Genomic DNA, 16,986 nt, shown 5'->3' on the forward strand with positions numbered 1-16,986 from the left:
AGAGGGGATTAAACGAGCATACCAATGGACTGTTAAGACAATTTTTCCCCAAGGGAACGAATTTTAAAATCGTTAAGCCAGAGGAGGTGGAAAGAGCCGTAAACTTGATTAACAATCGTCCTCGAAAATGTCTTGACTATCAGACCCCCAATGAGGTATTCTATAAAGGTAGATCAGACAGTGATGCAATTCAGACTTGAATTAGCCAAGTAAAATTACCAATCGTCAATCAAAATCATCAGCGTCAGCGAGACTACAGGAGTTATTATAACGAAGAAACTAAAAATATTATTAGTGAACATCTAAAGGAAGATATAGAACTGTTTGGATACTCTTTTTAGTAAAAGATAGCTTTAGATACTTATGCAACTTACGGCCTCCCTTGTCCTTTACAAAAATGACCCAGAGATAGTTACTCAAGCAATTAAATCTCTGTTCAGCACACCCATAGAAATTAATTTATCAGTAGTAGATAACTCTCCTACTGATGAACTAAAAAAAATCTTTGATGATTTTCAGGAATACGATATAGATTATTACTTCAATAATGGTAATAACGTTGGTTTTGGTCAAGCACATAACCTAGCTATTACTAGAGCTAAAAAATATGATTATCATTTAGTTATCAATCCAGATGTCTATTTTGATAATAATGTGATCACTGAACTTATTCACTACCTCGATAAACATCAAGAGGTGGGATTGATTACTCCAAAAATATCTTACCCGAGCGGGGACATCCAATACCTTTGCAAGCGTCAACCTACGGTTTTGACTTTATTTATTAGACGTTTTATTCCTAAAAAAATGCAGTTTCTTTTCAAAAAGAGATTAGACTGGTATGAAATGCGAGATATCAGCTATAACCAGATAATAGAAGTACCGATTATTAGTGGTTGTTTTATGCTATTTAACAGAAAATATTTAGATGATATTGGCTACTTTGATAAAAATATGTTCATGTATTTTGAAGATTATGATTTGACCCTTAGAATGTCTAAAAAATACAAAACCATACTTTACCCCCATGTAAATATTTATCATCATTGGGCAAGAGGAGCGCACAACTCTACTAAACTGGCAATAGTTTTTGCTCAATCGGCTGTGTATTTTTTCAATAAACATGGTTGGAAACTTTACTAAACTTAATTGAATAATTAATAATGAAAAACGTTTTAGTTACAGGTTCTACCGGCTTTATTGGCAGCCACTTACTGCCAACTTTACATCAACATAACTGCCAGATAACAGCTGCAATTCGCCAGAAATTTGAGTTTCCTGCATCCCTGTCAATTAAGGCTATTCAGGTGGGTGAAATTGATGATATGACCGATTGGCAAGAAGCATTGCTAGGCATTGATACCGTTATTCATCTAGCAGGACGCGCTCATATACTTCATGAGACTATATCCAATCCAGAAGCAGCATTTATAAAAGTTAACACTAAGGGGACTATTAACCTAGTGAAGCAGTCGCTAAAAGCGGGAGTTAAGCACTTTATTTTTGTCAGTTCTATTCATGCTATGGCTGCCGAAAGTGATAATATTCTTAACGAAAATTCTCCCTGTCACCCCGATAGTCCCTATGGTCGTAGTAAACTGCAAGCAGAACAAGCTTTAATTCAACTAGCAAAAGATAGTGACATGACTTGGACGATCCTTCGTCCTACTCTAGTTTACGGACTAGGCAATCGTGCTAATATGGAGCGCTTGATGAAACTAATTAAACGGGGATTACCTTTACCTTTTGGTGCGATCAAAAATCGTCGTAGTTTTGTCTTTGTGGGTAACTTAGTTGCTGCCATTATTACCTGTTTAGATCATCCTAATGCCGCTAATCAGATTTTTTTAATTAGCGATAACCAAGCTGTTTCTACTCCCCAATTAATTCGACTCATTGCTCAACAAATTCAACAACCCTGTCAATTGCTGCCCGTCCCCACTACCTTACTTAGATTCTTAGGTTATCTGGGTGATAGGGTAGAATCTATAACAGGGAAAAACCTCCCTTTTAATACCTATAATATCGATCGCTTGCTTGGTTCTCTTGCCGTTGACTCTAGCTATATTCAAAAAACCCTGAATTGGCAACCTCCCTTTACTTTAGAGCAAGGATTAGCCCAAACAATTCAGCCAGAAAATTAGTGATCAGCTTGTCAAAAAGACTTCATAATTCAAGTTCCGCTTTGACAAAATCGGCAGTTTTATGGAGAGAAAACCCTACTTTAGCGGCTATCATCTGCATAGCGCGATTATCCCTTAAAATTTCCCCTTCGATTCCCTCTAATCCTTCCTTTTTGCCAATAGTGACTAAACGCTGTAGTAATTCTGTACCAATTCCTTGACCTTGATAGTCATCCCTAACTAATAGGTCAAATTCCGCCACATTAACGCCATGCAGTTTATTTAAGCGTCCTATAGCGATAATTTCTAGCTCTTCCGTCTGATCTTTATTAATCTCTACCACTAAGCTCATTACTCGATCGTAGTCGATAAAACAAATGCGCGTAAGACGATCATAAGCGGTTTGGCGATCGAGATTGACAAGGTGAAAATAACGATAATAAATAGTTTCTTCCGAGAGATAATGGTGAAATTGTCGCACTAAAGGCTCATCCGCTGCCCGAATCGGACGAATTAGCACCTTTAAGCCTCTTTTCGTCGTCCAAAGCCCTATATAATGTTCGGGATAGGGACGAATCGCCGGATGAGATAACTTTTCTGGGGTAGTAGTTGGAGGATGAAGAAGGATAGAGGCGGAAAGGGCGATTAATTGCTCTGAATCGGCAAAAAAGGGATTAATATCGATAGTTTTAATGCGAGGTTGTTCACTAACCAGGTGACTAAATCTAACGATTATTTGCTCCAAATTCGCTAAATTAAGCGATTTAAGCCCATTTGTCCCGTTAAAAGCCCGATAAATCTTGGTTTTTTCTAAAAGTCGGCGAGCGAGATTAGTATTTAAAGGAGGTAGAGCGGTGGCGTAATCTTGAAAAATATCGACTAAACGGCCACCAGTACCGAAAATTATCACCGGTCCGCACTGATCATCGTAATTAGAGCCGATAATTAACTCATATCCTCGATCGATTTCTAACATCGGTTGAATAATCACCCCGAGAAAATGCTCCCCACCTACTTGTGCGCTAACATTAGCTTTGATCACCTGATACGCTTGCACCACTGCCCTAGGGGAAAAAAGCGGCAATTGTACCCCACCCACCGCGCTTTTATGGATAATCGTCCTCGAATGCAGTTTCATCACCACGGGATAACCGAGAGATTCAGCGAGATTAACTGCTTCTGCGGCACTTTCGGCGACTTTAGTGACAATAACAGGGATTCCATAAGCTTTCAGTATATCTAAAGACTCTAGCTCACTGAGAATTGTTCTATCCCCTGCTTGCTCAATAATCTGGCTCACTAAAACTCGATCGGAGCCATTTTCCTGAGAATTGGTTAAAATTGGCGTTTGATAAAGACCGCGCAGATTCTCTTCATATTTCCAGAGCAAATTAAACACCCGGGCTGCCGAATCGGGATAGCGATAGGTGGGGATACCCTGCTGATTTAATAACGCTACTCCCTCTGCAATGCCCTCTCCCCCCATCAAACTTGCTAAAATAGGTTTTTTGCTGTTTTGAGCAATTAAAGCGATTCTACGGGCAATTTCTCGCAGATCGGTGTTAAAGCGAGGCGAGAGAATCATCAACACCGCGTCGGTATGTGCATCCGCTAAAGCGATCTCTAGGGCGCGAGCGTAGCTATCGGGATCGCTGCTGCGACGCAGATCGATGGGATTTTGGGGGACGATATCCGCGGGAACAAGAGGCGCTAGTTTTCCGATCGTTGCGGGGGTAAGGGTTGCCAGTTGTCCATCTTCCGCCAGTAAAGCCGAGGCCGCTAAAAGAGCGGGAGCCACACCATTGCTGATGATTGTCAAGCGTTTTCCCCGGGGAAATCGGGGAATTTTCGCTAAAACTTGCGTGATATTCAAGAGATCGGCCAGTCTTTGTACTTCCACGATGCCACAGCGAGCAAAGGCAGCGGAGAGAGTTAGCTGATCGCTGGTTAATTTGCCAGCATGGGAAAGAGAAGTGGGGTCAAAGTCGGTACTGTGGCGACTAATGGCGATAATTGGTTTATTTAGGGCAACTTCTCGGGCTGAGGACAGAAAAGAGCGGGCATTATTTAGGGATTCCAAGTAGATAACGATGCTTTTGGTTTGGGGATCGTCTCCCAAATAATAGAGTAATTCGCCCCAATCCACATCTAAAAGGACTCCGAGGGAGATAAAGTGACTAAAACCGACATTTTCGCTTAAACTCCAATCAAGCACGGAAGCAGCGATCGCACCACTTTGACTAATCAGGGCAATTGAACCGGGTTTCGGCAGGATGGGGGAAAAGGTGGCGTTAAGATTTTGGCTTATATTGCAGATTCCTGAGCTATGGGGACCGATGATGCGTAATTTTTGACCAGCGATCGCTTTAATTTCCCTAAGTAAATTTTCCCCCATCTGGCCGGTTTCCCGAAAACCCGTGGAGAGAATCAGGGCGCATTTAACCTTTTTTTCGACAGATTGGGCGATAATAGCGGGAATTTCGGGGGCAGGGGCGGTGATAATTACCAGATCGATCGCCGCCTGGATATCCTCTAAACTGCTATAGGTGGGAAGATCGAGCCAGTTTTCGGGGTGAGGATTAACTAGATAAAGGCGGTGCTGACCGGGATTATGATGGAGATTATGTAAAAGAGTGCGATCAAGTTGGGGATTTTGGCGATTAAATCCCACCACAGCGATGTTTTTTGGCTCAAAAAAGGCTCTTATGGTTTGATGTTCGCCACCACGAGGCTCTAAGATGGGATTTAACATAAGTAAGCTAGGAGGCATTTAAACTGGGTATTGTTAAGTGAGCTAAAAAAGCGGCTAACCCTTACTTTTCCAGTGTTCTGTGGCGTTCCCCGATCGACCTAGACCAATTCTAGCTGTTTAATCAGGGTTCGATCGGTGTAATTAATTTTGTCTAGGCAGCGATCGGCAATAAAACAGCCCTAGCCGATGAACATTTTCCCCAAGAGATCTAGTAAACTAACTGATGCTGTAAATATTTAGAGACAGACGATGGAACTGGAATATCCCGAGGATTTGAGATACCTAGAAACCCACGAATACGTCAGACTCGAAGGTGAAATCGCTACCTTGGGAATTAGTGCTTTTGCCGTCGATCAATTGGGTGATATCGTGTTTCTAGAATTGCCCGAATTGGGAGAGGCGCTGGAAGTAGGTAGTAGTTTCGGCACGATTGAATCGGTAAAAGCGGTAGAAGATCTTTATCCTCCCGTCTCGGGAACCGTAGTTGATCGCAATCAAGCGATGATTGACTCCCCCGAATTAATTGCCGATGATCCCCACGGGGAGGGTTGGTTATTAAAAGTGCGGGTAGAAAATCCCGATACTGCCTTGGCTGATACCCTCTCCGCTAGTGAATACCGCGCCCAAGTAGCAGGAGAAAGTTAACTAATATTAACAACACGGAGCCAGACCCTCACACTATCATAGGCATAGAAAGAATTAAAAATCCAGGAAGCGATCGAGTCTTCCTGATTTTTGTCTCTAAACCGTGCTGAGACGAAATTCTTGCCCGAATCGAGTCAGGTTTCACTATTTACCCAATCTATGCTAAATCCTAATCTCGCGGCGATCGAACTTTCCAAAGAGGAGATTCAACGCTACTCTCGACACATTATTCTGCCCGAAGTGGGCTTAGAAGGTCAAAAAAAACTAAAAGCCGCCAGTGTTCTCTGCATCGGCACCGGGGGACTCGGTTCCCCGCTTTTACTCTATCTAGCGGCGGCTGGCATCGGTAGAATCGGTATTGTTGACTTCGATATCGTCGATAGTTCCAATCTGCAACGTCAAATTATTCACGGCACTTCTTGGGTAGGCAAACCGAAAATTGTTTCCGCTAAGGACAGAATTCTAGAAATTAACCCCTATTGTCAGGTGGATTTGTACGAAACCCGCATAAGTTCCGAAAATGCCCTTGACATTTTAGCCCCCTATGATGTAGTCATCGACGGGACGGATAATTTCCCCACCCGTTATCTGACTAATGATGCCTGTGTTCTTCTCGACAAACCCAACGTCTATGGCTCAATTTTCCGCTTTGAAGGACAAGCAACCGTTTTTAACTACCAAGGCGGTCCCAACTACCGCGATCTCTATCCCGAACCGCCACCACCGGGGATGGTTCCCTCCTGTGCCGAAGGCGGCGTTTTAGGGGTTTTACCCGGAGTAATCGGCACAATTCAAGCCACAGAAGCCATTAAAATTATCCTCGGCGCTCCGGATACCCTCAGTGGTCGTTTACTGCTTTACAATGCTTGGGAAATGAAATTCCGCGAGTTAAAATTGCGTCCGAATCCTATCCGTCCCGTCATTGAAAAACTAATTGATTACGAACAATTCTGCGGTATTCCGCAAGCGAAAGCACAAGAAGCAGCAGAACAGCAAAAAATGACAGAAATGACCGTAGTAGAGTTAAAAGCACTAATTGACAGCAATGCCAATGATTACATTCTCATCGATGTGCGTAATCCCAACGAGTACCAAATCGCTAAGATTCCCAACTCGGTATTAATTCCCCTACCCGATATCGAAAATGGTGCGGCAATTCCCAAAATTAAGGAATTAGTCAACGGTTATCGTCTTATCGCCCATTGTAAGATGGGGGGACGTTCCGCTAAAGCCCTCGCTATCCTCAAAGACGCAGGTATCGAAGGAATTAACGTCAAAGGTGGTATCAGCGCCTGGAGTCGTGAAGTCGATTCCACTGTACCAGAATACTAATTTTGGTCCCTGGGTTTTGGGGTGTTAGGGTTTTGGGGTATTAGTCAAATTCCCCCATCTCCCCATTCCCCCATCTCCCTAGGGTTGATTCAAGGTAGGGTTGATTCATGAATCAACCCTACCCCATTCCCCCATCTCCCCACTTCATAATTCATAATTTCCTCCCCCCATTATTGCCCGTGAATCTGTTAAAATCAAGGCGAGTTAGCCTTAAAATCTTCGGTGTGAGCAAACGATGAAAAACCATATTAAAAAAATTGCTAGTTGGAGCGCGATCGCTACTATTTCCCTTGGCTTAGTAGAAATGAACCGAACAGCGATCGCATTTGGCAATAATAATCAATTTAGTGCCTGTATCAGTCAGATTGTCCGCACGGGAGTCAGTCCCCAAGATGCCGCCACCGCTTGTTCAGAAGCATTAATTCCTAAAGAATTATCCCGCTGTGTGGTAATGATTAAATCCAAAACCCCGATCGATGGTAATCTGGCTCTGCAAGCTTGTTTTCAAGTGCGTCGTCCCATCGACCTAGGTCACTGTGTGGTCGATATCCATCGCGCTGCCCCCTTATTTGCCGCTAATTCCCTCAAACAAACGGAAACAGAAACAGCCAAGGAACCCGATAAATTAGGGATTTCTAAACAGGTTTTAGATTCCTGTCGTCAAAGTTTATTACCCGGGCGCTTTTCCGAGTGCGTTATCGCTGTCAGTCGTGGTGTGGACAAAAATAACCCCTCCCAAGCTTTACAAACCTGTTTAAGTGCCGAGGATTTCCCCAGAGATCTATTCCCCAGTTATCCCCAAAATCAAGACCAGAGACTTTAATCAAGATTATTTGGCTCTCTTATTTTGGTAATATACGGAAGAACCAGAAAACGTTAAAGATTGAACCATCAATCAGACGAGTTCGGCGGCTTAGGAAAGGTACACTTAACCGTAATATTTAAATTACTTTTAGCGGTTCCTTTAGTAATATAAGGGATTCCTACCTCACCGCCGATTTCCACACCAAATTGTAAAGTGACTTCCTCAATGTTGGCAATGGCTAAATTGCGAAAAGCGTTTAAAGTGTAAGTAGTGTAAGTACGAATTGTATCTTCAATTGTCTGAAAATTCTGCAAAATTTGCTGTTTATCTGGTATAGAAGTTCCCCCTTTAGCAACTCTTCCCTCGGTTTTTACTGTCTCGGCAGGAATTTCTAGGTCATCGGTGGACTCTATATAAATTAGGGTGTTTTCGTCAATTTGGATCGGAGTTAGTCGAGTCATAAATAATGCAAAAATTGAAAATTAACTTTTTTCTTAACTATTTCTTGGCTCTCCCGTACTTGTGATGATAAGAAAAGATTATCTAAGGGAGGGCCTATGCTTTCCTTGCAGTTTACCAAAAAATAACCTAACATAAAAAACATTTCTATCCCTTGCTGACTGTCTATGGCTCGCTACGCCCTTGTCATCGGCATTAACCATTACGATAACCCCAATTTCCTGCCATCTTTGAGTAAACCCGCCAAAGATGCGGAAGCTGTTGCTAAATTCTTGGAGAATACTGGGACATTTGCCAATGTAGAACGCCTACCCAATTGCTGGATTGCCGCAGAAAAACGCTACGAAGTTGTTCCAGGAAAGGTAACGGGGAATGAAGTCTTGCAGGCCTTAAAGAAAATCTTATCGGGAGAGCAGACCAAAAATCAAGAAGTCTTGATCTACTTTTCAGGACACGGGTTTCGCCTGATCAATCGCATCGGTGACGGGGAAGCCTATCTCGCCACCTCCGATAGCCAACCCGACGGCAAAAATGCCATTTCTTTAGACCGAGAACTCAATCCTTTATTACGGCGTTCTAATTTGAGTAATCTGGTAGTAATGCTAGACTGTTGCCATGCGGGGGCGTTATTGCCCGAAAATCGGGAATTAAATCGCACTTTGCTAGAACCTAGCCTCTCAGCGTTTAAGGAGAAGCAAGATTACTACCTAATCGCCGCCTGTCGGTCAGAACAGGTGGCTTGGGAAGATAAGAAATACAGTTTGTTCACCGCCGCCTTACTGAAAGGATTGTCCCAAAAAGAGGCGGACCCAAAAACGGGAGAAATTAGTGCCGATCGCCTGTTTGATTTCGTTTCGCGGGAATTGCGCGGGAAGGGTCAAGAACCGATTCGCATGGGAGTTGGGCGATCGCTAATTCTGGTCAAATATGGGGCGCAACCTCAAGTTAAAGAGGTGAAACCGTTACTAGATGAGAAGGGAGAATTGCGCTGTCCCTATCAAGGATTGCTGGCGTTTACTAAGAAGGAACGCCCATTTTTCTTCGGACGCAAGCGAGTGGTGGACGACATCAAATCTAAGCTGGATCGGCTAAATTTTGTCCCTCTGATTGGTGCTTCTGGAAGTGGGAAATCTTCGGTAGTTCTGGCGGGATTGATACCCTGGTTGGAAGAATTAGGATGGCAAATTCTCGAACCGATCAAGCCTGGATTTAAGCCGTTGACAATGTTGGAAAGCCTGCTGTTACCCTATTTTCGAGATGATCAACAATTGCTGGATCAATGTATCAATAATCAAGACAGCGAAGGCTTAAAACCGCTATTAGAGCTTTTTCCCCGCGAACACAAATTCTTGCTGGTGGTAGATCAGTTTGAGGAATTATTCACTTTTGCTCTAGCGGAACAGCGCGATCGCTTTATTGAATTGATTACTCAAGTTGCCACAATTCCAGACTCTCCTCTGGCAGTTGTCGCTACCATGAGGGCGGATTTCATTGAACCCTGTTTGCGTTACGATTCTTTGCGACAACTGATTCAAAATAACGCCGAATACCTGCCAGATCTAAGGGGATTAGATTTGCTAGAAGCTATCACCGAACCAGCCAAACTGCAAGGCTATGAAGTTACTAATGATTTACTCAATAAAATCCTTGAAGATATTAAACAAGAACCAGGATTTTTACCATTATTAGAGTTTGCTTTAACCCAGCTTTGGCAGAAACGAGATGAAGCAAACCATCGGCTGACTTTAGATACTTATGAGGCGATAGGTGGGATAGTAGGAGCGTTAAATTGTCAAGCTGATAAAGTCTATCAATACAAGGATTATGAAAAAGACTCACCGCAGCAGGAGCGAACGGAAGCAGAAAAAGCTTTAATTAAGCGAATTTTCTTGAATCTTCTGCAAATAGGAGATGGGGAAAAAGATACCAGATTGCGTCAATCAAAAGCCTTTATCTTGTCTTTAGCTGGAGATAATCAAGAAGGACAAAAAGTTTTAACAGAACTAATTGAAGGAAAACAAGGATTAGTAAAAGGTCGCCTTTTAGTAACGGGAAAAACTGAACGAGAAGAAGAAGCTTGGGTAGATTTAGCCCATGAAGCTTTAATTGAAAAGTGGGACAACCTGAATCAGTGGCGAAACGAAAATCGACAGGGAAGAGAATTAGCCAAACAGGTGGATAAAGATGCCAAAGACTGGCAAAAAAGTCACAAATCCCAGTATTATTTGTGGTCGGGTGACAAGTTAGCAGATGCGGAGAAAGTCCTGCAAGAATATAAAGACATAGTGAAAACCACGGACTTGGCTCAAGAGTTTCTCCAAGCTAGTAGCCAGCAAGAATTATATAATTACCTCCGCAGTTCAGACATTGATAATTTAGAGCGAGAGACATTAGAAAAGGAAGCAGCCAACAAATCATTTTTAAACCGAGAAAAGTTGAGAAACTTACTCGAATATGAGCAGGAAAAAGCACAGATAAGGCTGTCAGCTTCCTGGTTACTGAAGCAGTGGGGAGAGGAGGTTCCTATCTGGACAGCAGAGGTTGATAAGCAAGGAAATATTGCCCTCTCAATCATCGCAGAAAACGACCTGCCAACCACAGTAATCGAAGAGTTAGAAAGTGGAATAAACCTAGAAATGTTGGAAATTCCCGGTGGTGAATTTTGGATGGGTTCTCGTGAAGGAGAAGAAGGAGCATATCCAAATGAACGCCAGCCACATAAGGTCAAGATTTCTACCTTCCTCATCAGTAGGGATGCAATAACTCAGTCCTACTGGTGGGTGGTGGCTTCTTCTTTCCCCAAAGTTGAACTAGATCTCAATCCAGATCCCTCACAATTTAAAGGCGACCTTCGCCGACCTGTGGAATCTATCACTTGGTATGAGGCGGTAGAATTCTGCCAGAGGCTATCGCGCTGGTCTCTGGAAAAAGGCCAAGGCTATCAATACCGCTTACCCAGTGAAGCAGAGTGGGAATACGCCTGTAGGTCAGTTATCAGTGAAGAATCAATTCAAAATCTAAAATCCAAAATCCAAAATCCGGCCTATCCTCCCTATCATTTTGGGCAGAAAATTGACCCAGCTTTGGCGAATTATGCAGAAACCGCTCGTGGAAGGACGACTCCCGTAGGAAGGTTTCAAGCGGCGAATAGTTATGGACTCTACGATATGCACGGGAATGTTTGGGAATGGTGTGCAGACCACTGGCATGATAGTTATGAGGGTGCGCCTGATGATGGCAGTGCCTGGCTGAGTGAGAACGAGAATAATTATCGGCTGCTGCGCGGTGGTTCGTGGAGCTACAACCCGCAACACTGCCGTTCTGCCACCCGCCACCGCAACTACCCCGTCAGCAGGACCTACAACATCGGGCTGCGGGTAGTTGCGTCGTCGAGGACGGTTTATTCAGTTAACAGTTAACAGTTTGCTTGTGCCAAGGCTCTGGCTTAGTATATAACATCTAGCGAGCAGACTACCTGAATAATTAGCGAGCAGGATGCTCGCATTCCCTTAAATCTAAGGCACTAAATTAGCTGTTTCAATCCAGTATTATGCTATACTTATTACAGGTATAAACTCGTAAATTGGAGGAAAAAGCCATCAATAATGATACCCACTCCCGAACAGATGCTTACTTGCATTAGAATGTGTCAAACCCTGTCTAACTTCTATACCGATATTCATCTATTTCGGTATGATGAAAAAAGAAAGGAGATTTATATACTAGCAGGTGAAACTCTTAGCTTTATCATATTAACTAACGGAAATGTGGAGTTTGAAGATGAATCATCAACCTGATTTTTACCAAATGTCTCGCCCAGAATTAAGAAAATATGTCCTCTCCCATCGAGAAGATGATGAAGCCCTAAGAATTTATATGGATAGAATGCGAACTGAATCAGGTGTAACTAGATTTACCCTTACTCCTAGTCAAGAAGATATGAAGAAATTAGAAGAATTTCTCAAGGCAAAAATGGATAAATAAAATCAATTTAACTTGCTTGTACCAAGGCTCTGCTTTAATGTATGCTTCAGGTAGAACCTGGGAACGAGATGAAAAAGACGAATCACCGATTCTTCAACAGTACCAAAATCGCTGCATCTCTAATAATCATCAGTTATAATAAAAATGCCAGCAAAAGATATTTATCATGATACCGTGAGAACTGCCTTAGACAAAGATGGCTGGACAATTACCCATGACCCCCTAATTATTCGCTGGGGAAAAAGAGATTTATATATTGACTTGGGAGCAGAAAAAATTATTGCCGCCGAAAAAGACAATCAAAAAATTGCCATTGAAATTAAAAGTTTTGTTGGCAAATTATCTATCGACGACTTAGAAAAAGCATTAGGACAATATATTTTATACTATGATTTATTGACAAAACTAAAATCTGAAAGAACTTTATATTTAGCAATTCATCAACAAGCTTTTGCCGATATTTTTGAAGATCCTATTGGTCAAGTTTTATTAGACAATAAACGATTAAAATTATTAATTTTTGACGAAATTGAGGAGGTTATTTTAAGATGGATAGTTTAGAAAAAATGAGAAAAATTATTATTGAATCTCTCCGTTATTATGCAAACTTGCGCTATGCTACTGGAGAGGTAAACCGCCTCCTCATTATTGACAAAGACTCTGATAACTATCTAATTCTCTTAGAAGGTTGGGATAACCGAGAAAGAGTACATGGCTGTTTACTGCATTTACAAATTATTAATGGTAAAATCTGGATACAACGAGACGGAACCGAAGACGGTATTGCCACTGATTTATTAGCCGCCGGTATTCCTAAAGAGCAAATTGTCCTTGCCTTTAAACCCGAACATATTCGACCCTATACTGAATTTGCTGTAAAGTAAGCTATAGAATGAAATTCTAGAAGGTTATGAGTATGGTTCTGGTATCCAACGGGCAATCAGCTATTATTCGTACAGAGCGTGGATTGACAATCGCCGGTACGCGAATTACCCTTTATGATGTTATGGATTACCTAAAGGCTCAGTATCCCCCCAAGCTGATTCGTGAAAAACTTGGTCTTAATGATAGACAGATTGATTCAGCCCTAGCATACATTGAGACTCATTGTACTGAGGGGGAGAGAAATTTTCCGTCTTTATACCTTTATCCTCTTCCTACCCAACCAGATTCTTGAGGCTATTTTTTTCTCTCTTATCTTCCCTCAAAAACCCTATATATATGGGCGCACGGATTCCCATTATATAAAAAGTCTAAAGCAAGTCTCGCCATTTGTCAAGGGTTTTGACAATAATTTTCCGGTTGCCGTTTGCCAAGCTCAGAACTAGGATAGGAAAGAATAAGGTATTATTGCAGCCAGAGAGGCTTAGACTGTGACCAATGTAGCGATCGATGTCCGATTAACCGAGACTTCTCTGTGGCAATGGCAAACATGGCAAGGATTGCCCTATCTTACCTGTAATCTCTTAGAGGACTGGTCCCACGGCTTTTTTACCCGTCATTATTACCCCCAAACCCCGGAAGCTTTTACGGCTGCTCTAGGGGCAAATGTACCAGTTTATCGGGTCAAACAGGTACATGGCGATCGCCTATTAAATCCCCAAGGGATTACTAACCCAGAAATAGCCGAAGCGGATGGAATTATTACCGATGCTTCCGGTCAAGGGATTTGGGTGGCCAGTGCTGATTGTACGCCTGTACTAATAGGCGATCGCTCTAGCGGTGTTGGGGTGGCGATTCATTCTGGATGGAGAGGGACAGCTAAGGGAATAGTTGTCAAAGCAGTTAAGCAGTTATTAAACTCCGGTAGTTGTTTAGATAACTTAGTGTTGGCCCTGGGGCCGGCAATTGCCGGGGAAGTGTATCAAGTAGATAGAGAAGTTGCCGCAGAAGTGGGTTTAAGTTTATTTCCTCAAGAAACCAATCCCGACCAAATTCTGGCGAATTTATTTAACCTCTCCCCTTCCCCCTTATTTGCTGACGAGGAAAAAGGAAAAGTTCGCTTGGACGTGCGAAGGGTGATTTATCATCAACTACAACAGTTAGGAATTAGAGATCAACAAATTGCGATCGCTCCTTTTTGTACCTATCAACAAGAGGAGCATTTTTTCTCCTATCGTCGGGAAAAAGCCAAAAAAATCCAATGGTCTGGCATAGTTAGTCGTTAATGATTACTGCACACTGATAACTGAAAAATCCCCCCTCTCCCATGCGTATTGTTTTTTTCGGAACCCCGACTTTTGCCGTCCCCACCCTCAAAAAATTATTAGCCAATCCCGATATAGAAATAATTGCCGTCGTTACCCAACCGGACAAGCGCCGGGGAAGGGGTAATCAATTAATCCCCTCACCGGTGAAACAAATAGCCATAGAACAGCAAATACCAGTTTTACAGCCTAAAAGTGTGAAAAAAAATGCTAAAACCTTAGATTTTCTCAGACAATCGCGAGCGGATGCCTTTGTAGTAGTTGCCTACGGACAAATCCTCTCCCCAGAAATTCTAGAGATGCCGAGATTAGGCTGTATTAACGTTCATGGCTCAATTTTACCGAAATATCGGGGAGCAGCCCCCGTGCAGTGGTGCATCGCTAGGGGAGAAAAAGAAACCGGCATTACCACCATGTTAATGGATGCGGGCATGGACACCGGACCGATGCTACTCAAAGCCTACAGCCCGATCGCTCTTTTTGACAATGCCGAACAGGTGGGAGCAACCCTAGGCCAAATGGGGGCGGATTTGCTACTAGAAACCCTCTCTAAGCTCGATCGAGCAGAAATTACCCCAATTCCTCAAAATAACGATGATGCCACCTATGCCCCTTTAATTCAAAAATCTGACTATCTAATCCACTGGCAAGATTCGGGCCGGACAATTCACGATCGAGTCCGGGGTTTTTATCCTCATGCGCTAACCACTTTCCGGGGACAACCCTTTAAAGTGATGGCCACTATTCCCCTAGACGATCCGGAGCAACTGCCTCGAGAATTACAGACAAAAGACCTTTCTCATCTAAGCGGAGAAGTGGGATCGATCGTGGCTCTCTGGAAAAATTTCGGGCCGGTAGTGCAGACGGGAGCGGGTTTATTATTATTAAAAGAAGTGCAATTATCGGGAAAACCTCCGCGTTCTGGTGGGGATTTGGTCAATGGTTCCCGTTTAACTATTGGTGAGATTTTCGGTCAATAGTTTTCGGGGTATGGCTTTCCTTTGCTCCTCTATGCTTCACCGGCGAAGATTTTTTTTAACTTGCGAAAGCGATCGGAATAACTTCTTAATACTTCGATCGCAAACATGGGGGTTTCCTGCACGGCAAATAAAAACTGCGGTTGATTGAGATAGGCTAATTTACAATCAGTTTTGGCAATAGCTGTGGATTCTCGCAGTTTATCCCCATGCAGGAGCGCTCCTGCTCCGAATACGTCCCCTTTTTGTAGAGTTTCTATCAATTGCCCCTTGATATACATCTCCACCTCTCCACTAAGAATACCGTACATTAACTCGCCCTCCGTGCCATCGGCAAAAATAACCTCACCAGCTGGAAAAGTGCGATCAGGATGATTTTCGAGAATTTTAATCGTTTCTACGGGACTTAACATGATTTAACAAGAATTTTTCGGGTTATCTCTCCCATTTTCCAATACATTGAACTCCCCGATCATCGTTTTTGTATCTAAGAATACTTGAAACTTCTCTACCTGAAAAAGATTCGGTTTGACTTTCAGAAATGCTTTGTTTAATCCTTGTCGGGGAGGGAAAATTTCCGTCTTCATACCTTTATCCTCTTCCTACCCAACCCGATTTTTGAGTCTATTTTTTTCTCTCTTATCTTCCCTCAAAAACCCTATATATATGGGCAAACGGATTCCCATTATACATAAAGTATAAAGCAAGTCTCGCCATTTGTCAAGGGTTTTTCTGAAAATCTCCCCACTGCCTTGACAAAACACTGGGGTTAAAACTGTTCGATCGCTGCTTGCGTGATTTCTGCGATCGCGGCTAAACTGGGACTGACTTGGCCGATATCGGTGGACAACCAGAGAAGATACTCCACATTACCCGCAGGTCCGGTAATGGGAGACCAAGTTAAACCCCTATAGAACCATCCTAGGGCTTCTGCGGCCTGTAAAACCTGAAAAATTGCCCCTGCTTGGTCTTGGTAGTCGCGAACTACCCCTTTTTTGCCGACTTTTTCCCGTCCCACCTCGAATTGGGGTTTGACCAATAAAATCGCCTCTCGCGGTGGATTTAATAGCGTCCACAGGGTCGGTAAAACTTTGGTCAGGGAAATAAAGGACAGATCCATAACTGCTAAATCGGCGGGTTTTTCCTGTCCGTATAACTTTTCTGGGGTTAAATAGCGAAAATTAGTTCTTTCTAGTAAAATAACTCGTTGATCCTGCCGTAAACTCCAGGCCACTTGTCCATAACCCACATCGACCCCATAAACCCGTTTTGCTCCTTTTTGCAAGAGACAATCGGTAAATCCCCCCGTGGAAATGCCTCCATCTAAACAAATGCGATCGCTGACATCAATGGCAAACAATTCTAAGGCCTTGGCTAATTTTTCGCCCCCCCTTGACAAATAGGGCAGTTTCTGCTTAACCTCGATCGCCGCTGACCGATCGATTTCTGTGGCCGGTTTATCGATGATTTGGTGATTGACTTTCACTTCTCCAGCGCGAATTAATCGCTGTGCCTGTTGACGGGAATCACAGAGATTTTTGGCTACCAATAATAAATCTAATCTTTCTTTCGGCAAGGAAGGCCTCCCAATAATCAGCGCCTAATTCTAAAAAATACCTTATTTTTCCCCAAGCAATCCCAGAAGGAAGATTATAAGTAAAGATAGGGACAAGCGGAACCCATCAGCCAAATTTTCGCTGCC

At 42.9% G+C, this 16,986-nt stretch carries 18 protein-coding genes and 1 pseudogene; 14 read left to right on the forward strand and 5 right to left on the reverse strand.

Annotation, left to right across the window (positions count from 1 at the left end; translation table 11 throughout):
* The 3 genes from IM507_RS10360 to IM507_RS10370 form a co-directional block, all read left to right on the forward strand.
* On the forward strand, positions 1-200 hold a 200-nt coding region (locus tag IM507_RS10360; protein ID WP_420372228.1), incomplete at its 5' end, for a transposase.
* A 163-nt stretch (positions 201-363) separates the two neighbouring features.
* A complete protein-coding gene (locus IM507_RS10365; RefSeq protein WP_002773616.1) occupies positions 364-1,143 on the forward strand; it encodes a glycosyltransferase in 780 nt (259 codons plus the stop codon).
* Between the two features lie 20 nt (positions 1,144-1,163).
* Entirely contained in the window at positions 1,164-2,144 is a 981-nt protein-coding gene (locus tag IM507_RS10370) for an NAD-dependent epimerase/dehydratase family protein (RefSeq protein WP_002737701.1), read from the forward strand.
* Between the two features lie 22 nt (positions 2,145-2,166).
* Here the strand turns inward: IM507_RS10370 and IM507_RS10375 are convergent, their stop codons facing one another.
* Positions 2,167-4,875, reverse strand: coding sequence for a bifunctional acetate--CoA ligase family protein/GNAT family N-acetyltransferase (locus IM507_RS10375; RefSeq protein WP_287636967.1), 2,709 nt, complete (start codon positions 4,873-4,875; stop codon positions 2,167-2,169).
* 249 nt (positions 4,876-5,124) lie between these two features.
* Between IM507_RS10375 and gcvH the strand changes: the two genes are divergently transcribed.
* The 3 genes from gcvH to IM507_RS10390 all read left to right on the forward strand — a co-directional run bounded on the left by gcvH (position 5,125) and on the right by IM507_RS10390 (position 7,675).
* Complete coding sequence (gene gcvH / locus IM507_RS10380; protein WP_002737085.1) at positions 5,125-5,520, forward strand: glycine cleavage system protein GcvH; 396 nt, start codon at positions 5,125-5,127, stop codon at positions 5,518-5,520.
* Between the two features lie 159 nt (positions 5,521-5,679).
* Positions 5,680-6,852, forward strand: a complete 1,173-nt coding sequence (gene moeB, locus IM507_RS10385) for a molybdopterin-synthase adenylyltransferase MoeB (protein WP_123230551.1) — start codon at positions 5,680-5,682, stop codon at positions 6,850-6,852.
* A gap of 235 nt (positions 6,853-7,087) precedes the next feature.
* Entirely contained in the window at positions 7,088-7,675 is a 588-nt protein-coding gene (locus IM507_RS10390) for a hypothetical protein (RefSeq protein ID WP_002736844.1), read from the forward strand.
* Positions 7,676-7,743: 68 nt separating this feature from the next.
* On the opposite strand, the gene IM507_RS10395 is transcribed toward IM507_RS10390, so the two are convergent.
* Positions 7,744-8,118 carry a CU044_2847 family protein gene (locus IM507_RS10395; RefSeq protein ID WP_069475301.1) on the reverse strand — a complete coding sequence of 125 codons (375 nt, stop codon included), beginning with the start codon at positions 8,116-8,118 and terminating at the stop codon, positions 7,744-7,746.
* A 165-nt stretch (positions 8,119-8,283) separates the two neighbouring features.
* On the opposite strand from IM507_RS10395, the gene IM507_RS10400 reads away from it, so the two are divergent.
* The 8 genes and pseudogenes from IM507_RS10400 to fmt all read left to right on the forward strand — a co-directional run bounded on the left by IM507_RS10400 (position 8,284) and on the right by fmt (position 15,287).
* On the forward strand, positions 8,284-11,535 hold the full coding sequence (locus IM507_RS10400) for an nSTAND1 domain-containing NTPase (protein ID WP_287636971.1): 3,252 nt from the start codon (positions 8,284-8,286) through the stop codon (positions 11,533-11,535).
* 186 nt (positions 11,536-11,721) lie between these two features.
* Positions 11,722-11,913, forward strand: coding sequence for a DUF6888 family protein (locus IM507_RS23675; RefSeq protein ID WP_465246295.1), 192 nt, complete (start codon positions 11,722-11,724; stop codon positions 11,911-11,913).
* Positions 11,897-12,100 (forward strand): DUF6887 family protein, encoded by a 204-nt coding sequence (locus tag IM507_RS10405; protein ID WP_002758886.1) that lies wholly within the window; start codon positions 11,897-11,899, stop codon positions 12,098-12,100. The genes IM507_RS23675 and IM507_RS10405 overlap by 17 nt, the downstream gene beginning before the upstream one ends.
* 144 nt (positions 12,101-12,244) lie before the next feature.
* A complete protein-coding gene (locus tag IM507_RS10410) occupies positions 12,245-12,661 on the forward strand; it encodes a XisH family protein (RefSeq protein WP_002737523.1) in 417 nt (138 codons plus the stop codon).
* Complete coding sequence (locus IM507_RS10415; RefSeq protein ID WP_002736025.1) at positions 12,649-12,984, forward strand: XisI protein; 336 nt, start codon at positions 12,649-12,651, stop codon at positions 12,982-12,984. Before IM507_RS10410 ends, IM507_RS10415 begins: the two co-directional genes overlap by 13 nt.
* Before the next feature lie 32 nt (positions 12,985-13,016).
* Positions 13,017-13,232 (forward strand): annotated as a pseudogene (locus tag IM507_RS10420) (DUF433 domain-containing protein); the annotation flags it as partial.
* 241 nt (positions 13,233-13,473) lie between these two features.
* Positions 13,474-14,268, forward strand: coding sequence for a peptidoglycan editing factor PgeF (pgeF, locus tag IM507_RS10425; protein WP_002736685.1), 795 nt, complete (start codon positions 13,474-13,476; stop codon positions 14,266-14,268).
* Positions 14,269-14,309: 41 nt separating this feature from the next.
* Entirely contained in the window at positions 14,310-15,287 is a 978-nt protein-coding gene (fmt, locus tag IM507_RS10430; protein ID WP_002736870.1) for a methionyl-tRNA formyltransferase, read from the forward strand.
* Positions 15,288-15,316: 29 nt separating this feature from the next.
* Here the strand turns inward: fmt and IM507_RS10435 are convergent, their stop codons facing one another.
* The 3 genes from IM507_RS10435 to IM507_RS10445 form a co-directional block, all read right to left on the reverse strand.
* Complete coding sequence (locus IM507_RS10435) at positions 15,317-15,697, reverse strand: cyclic nucleotide-binding domain-containing protein (RefSeq protein ID WP_002735463.1); 381 nt, start codon at positions 15,695-15,697, stop codon at positions 15,317-15,319.
* A gap of 3 nt (positions 15,698-15,700) precedes the next feature.
* Entirely contained in the window at positions 15,701-15,871 is a 171-nt protein-coding gene (locus tag IM507_RS10440) for a type II restriction endonuclease (protein ID WP_123230526.1), read from the reverse strand.
* 182 nt (positions 15,872-16,053) lie between these two features.
* A complete protein-coding gene (locus IM507_RS10445) occupies positions 16,054-16,860 on the reverse strand; it encodes a TlyA family RNA methyltransferase (RefSeq protein ID WP_123230527.1) in 807 nt (268 codons plus the stop codon).
* Between the last annotated feature and the right edge of the window lie 126 nt (positions 16,861-16,986).

It is taken from the genome of Microcystis sp. M20BS1, from assembly GCF_020245305.1.
Lineage (GTDB): Bacteria > Cyanobacteriota > Cyanobacteriia > Cyanobacteriales > Microcystaceae > Microcystis > Microcystis ichthyoblabe_A.

Coding starts and splice junctions, on each gene's coding strand:
- IM507_RS10365 (WP_002773616.1), top strand. CDS start 364: ATGCAACTTACGGCCTCCCTTGTCCTTTACAAAAATGACCCAGAGATA.
- IM507_RS10370 (WP_002737701.1), top strand. CDS start 1,164: ATGAAAAACGTTTTAGTTACAGGTTCTACCGGCTTTATTGGCAGCCAC.
- IM507_RS10375 (WP_287636967.1), bottom strand. CDS start 4,875: ATGTTAAATCCCATCTTAGAGCCTCGTGGTGGCGAACATCAAACCATA.
- gcvH (WP_002737085.1), top strand. CDS start 5,125: ATGGAACTGGAATATCCCGAGGATTTGAGATACCTAGAAACCCACGAA.
- moeB (WP_123230551.1), top strand. CDS start 5,680: ATGCTAAATCCTAATCTCGCGGCGATCGAACTTTCCAAAGAGGAGATT.
- IM507_RS10390 (WP_002736844.1), top strand. CDS start 7,088: ATGAAAAACCATATTAAAAAAATTGCTAGTTGGAGCGCGATCGCTACT.
- IM507_RS10395 (WP_069475301.1), bottom strand. CDS start 8,118: ATGACTCGACTAACTCCGATCCAAATTGACGAAAACACCCTAATTTAT.
- IM507_RS10400 (WP_287636971.1), top strand. CDS start 8,284: ATGGCTCGCTACGCCCTTGTCATCGGCATTAACCATTACGATAACCCC.
- IM507_RS23675 (WP_465246295.1), top strand. CDS start 11,722: ATGATACCCACTCCCGAACAGATGCTTACTTGCATTAGAATGTGTCAA.
- IM507_RS10405 (WP_002758886.1), top strand. CDS start 11,897: ATGAATCATCAACCTGATTTTTACCAAATGTCTCGCCCAGAATTAAGA.
- IM507_RS10410 (WP_002737523.1), top strand. CDS start 12,245: ATGCCAGCAAAAGATATTTATCATGATACCGTGAGAACTGCCTTAGAC.
- IM507_RS10415 (WP_002736025.1), top strand. CDS start 12,649: ATGGATAGTTTAGAAAAAATGAGAAAAATTATTATTGAATCTCTCCGT.
- fmt (WP_002736870.1), top strand. CDS start 14,310: ATGCGTATTGTTTTTTTCGGAACCCCGACTTTTGCCGTCCCCACCCTC.
- IM507_RS10435 (WP_002735463.1), bottom strand. CDS start 15,697: ATGTTAAGTCCCGTAGAAACGATTAAAATTCTCGAAAATCATCCTGAT.
- IM507_RS10440 (WP_123230526.1), bottom strand. CDS start 15,871: ATGAAGACGGAAATTTTCCCTCCCCGACAAGGATTAAACAAAGCATTT.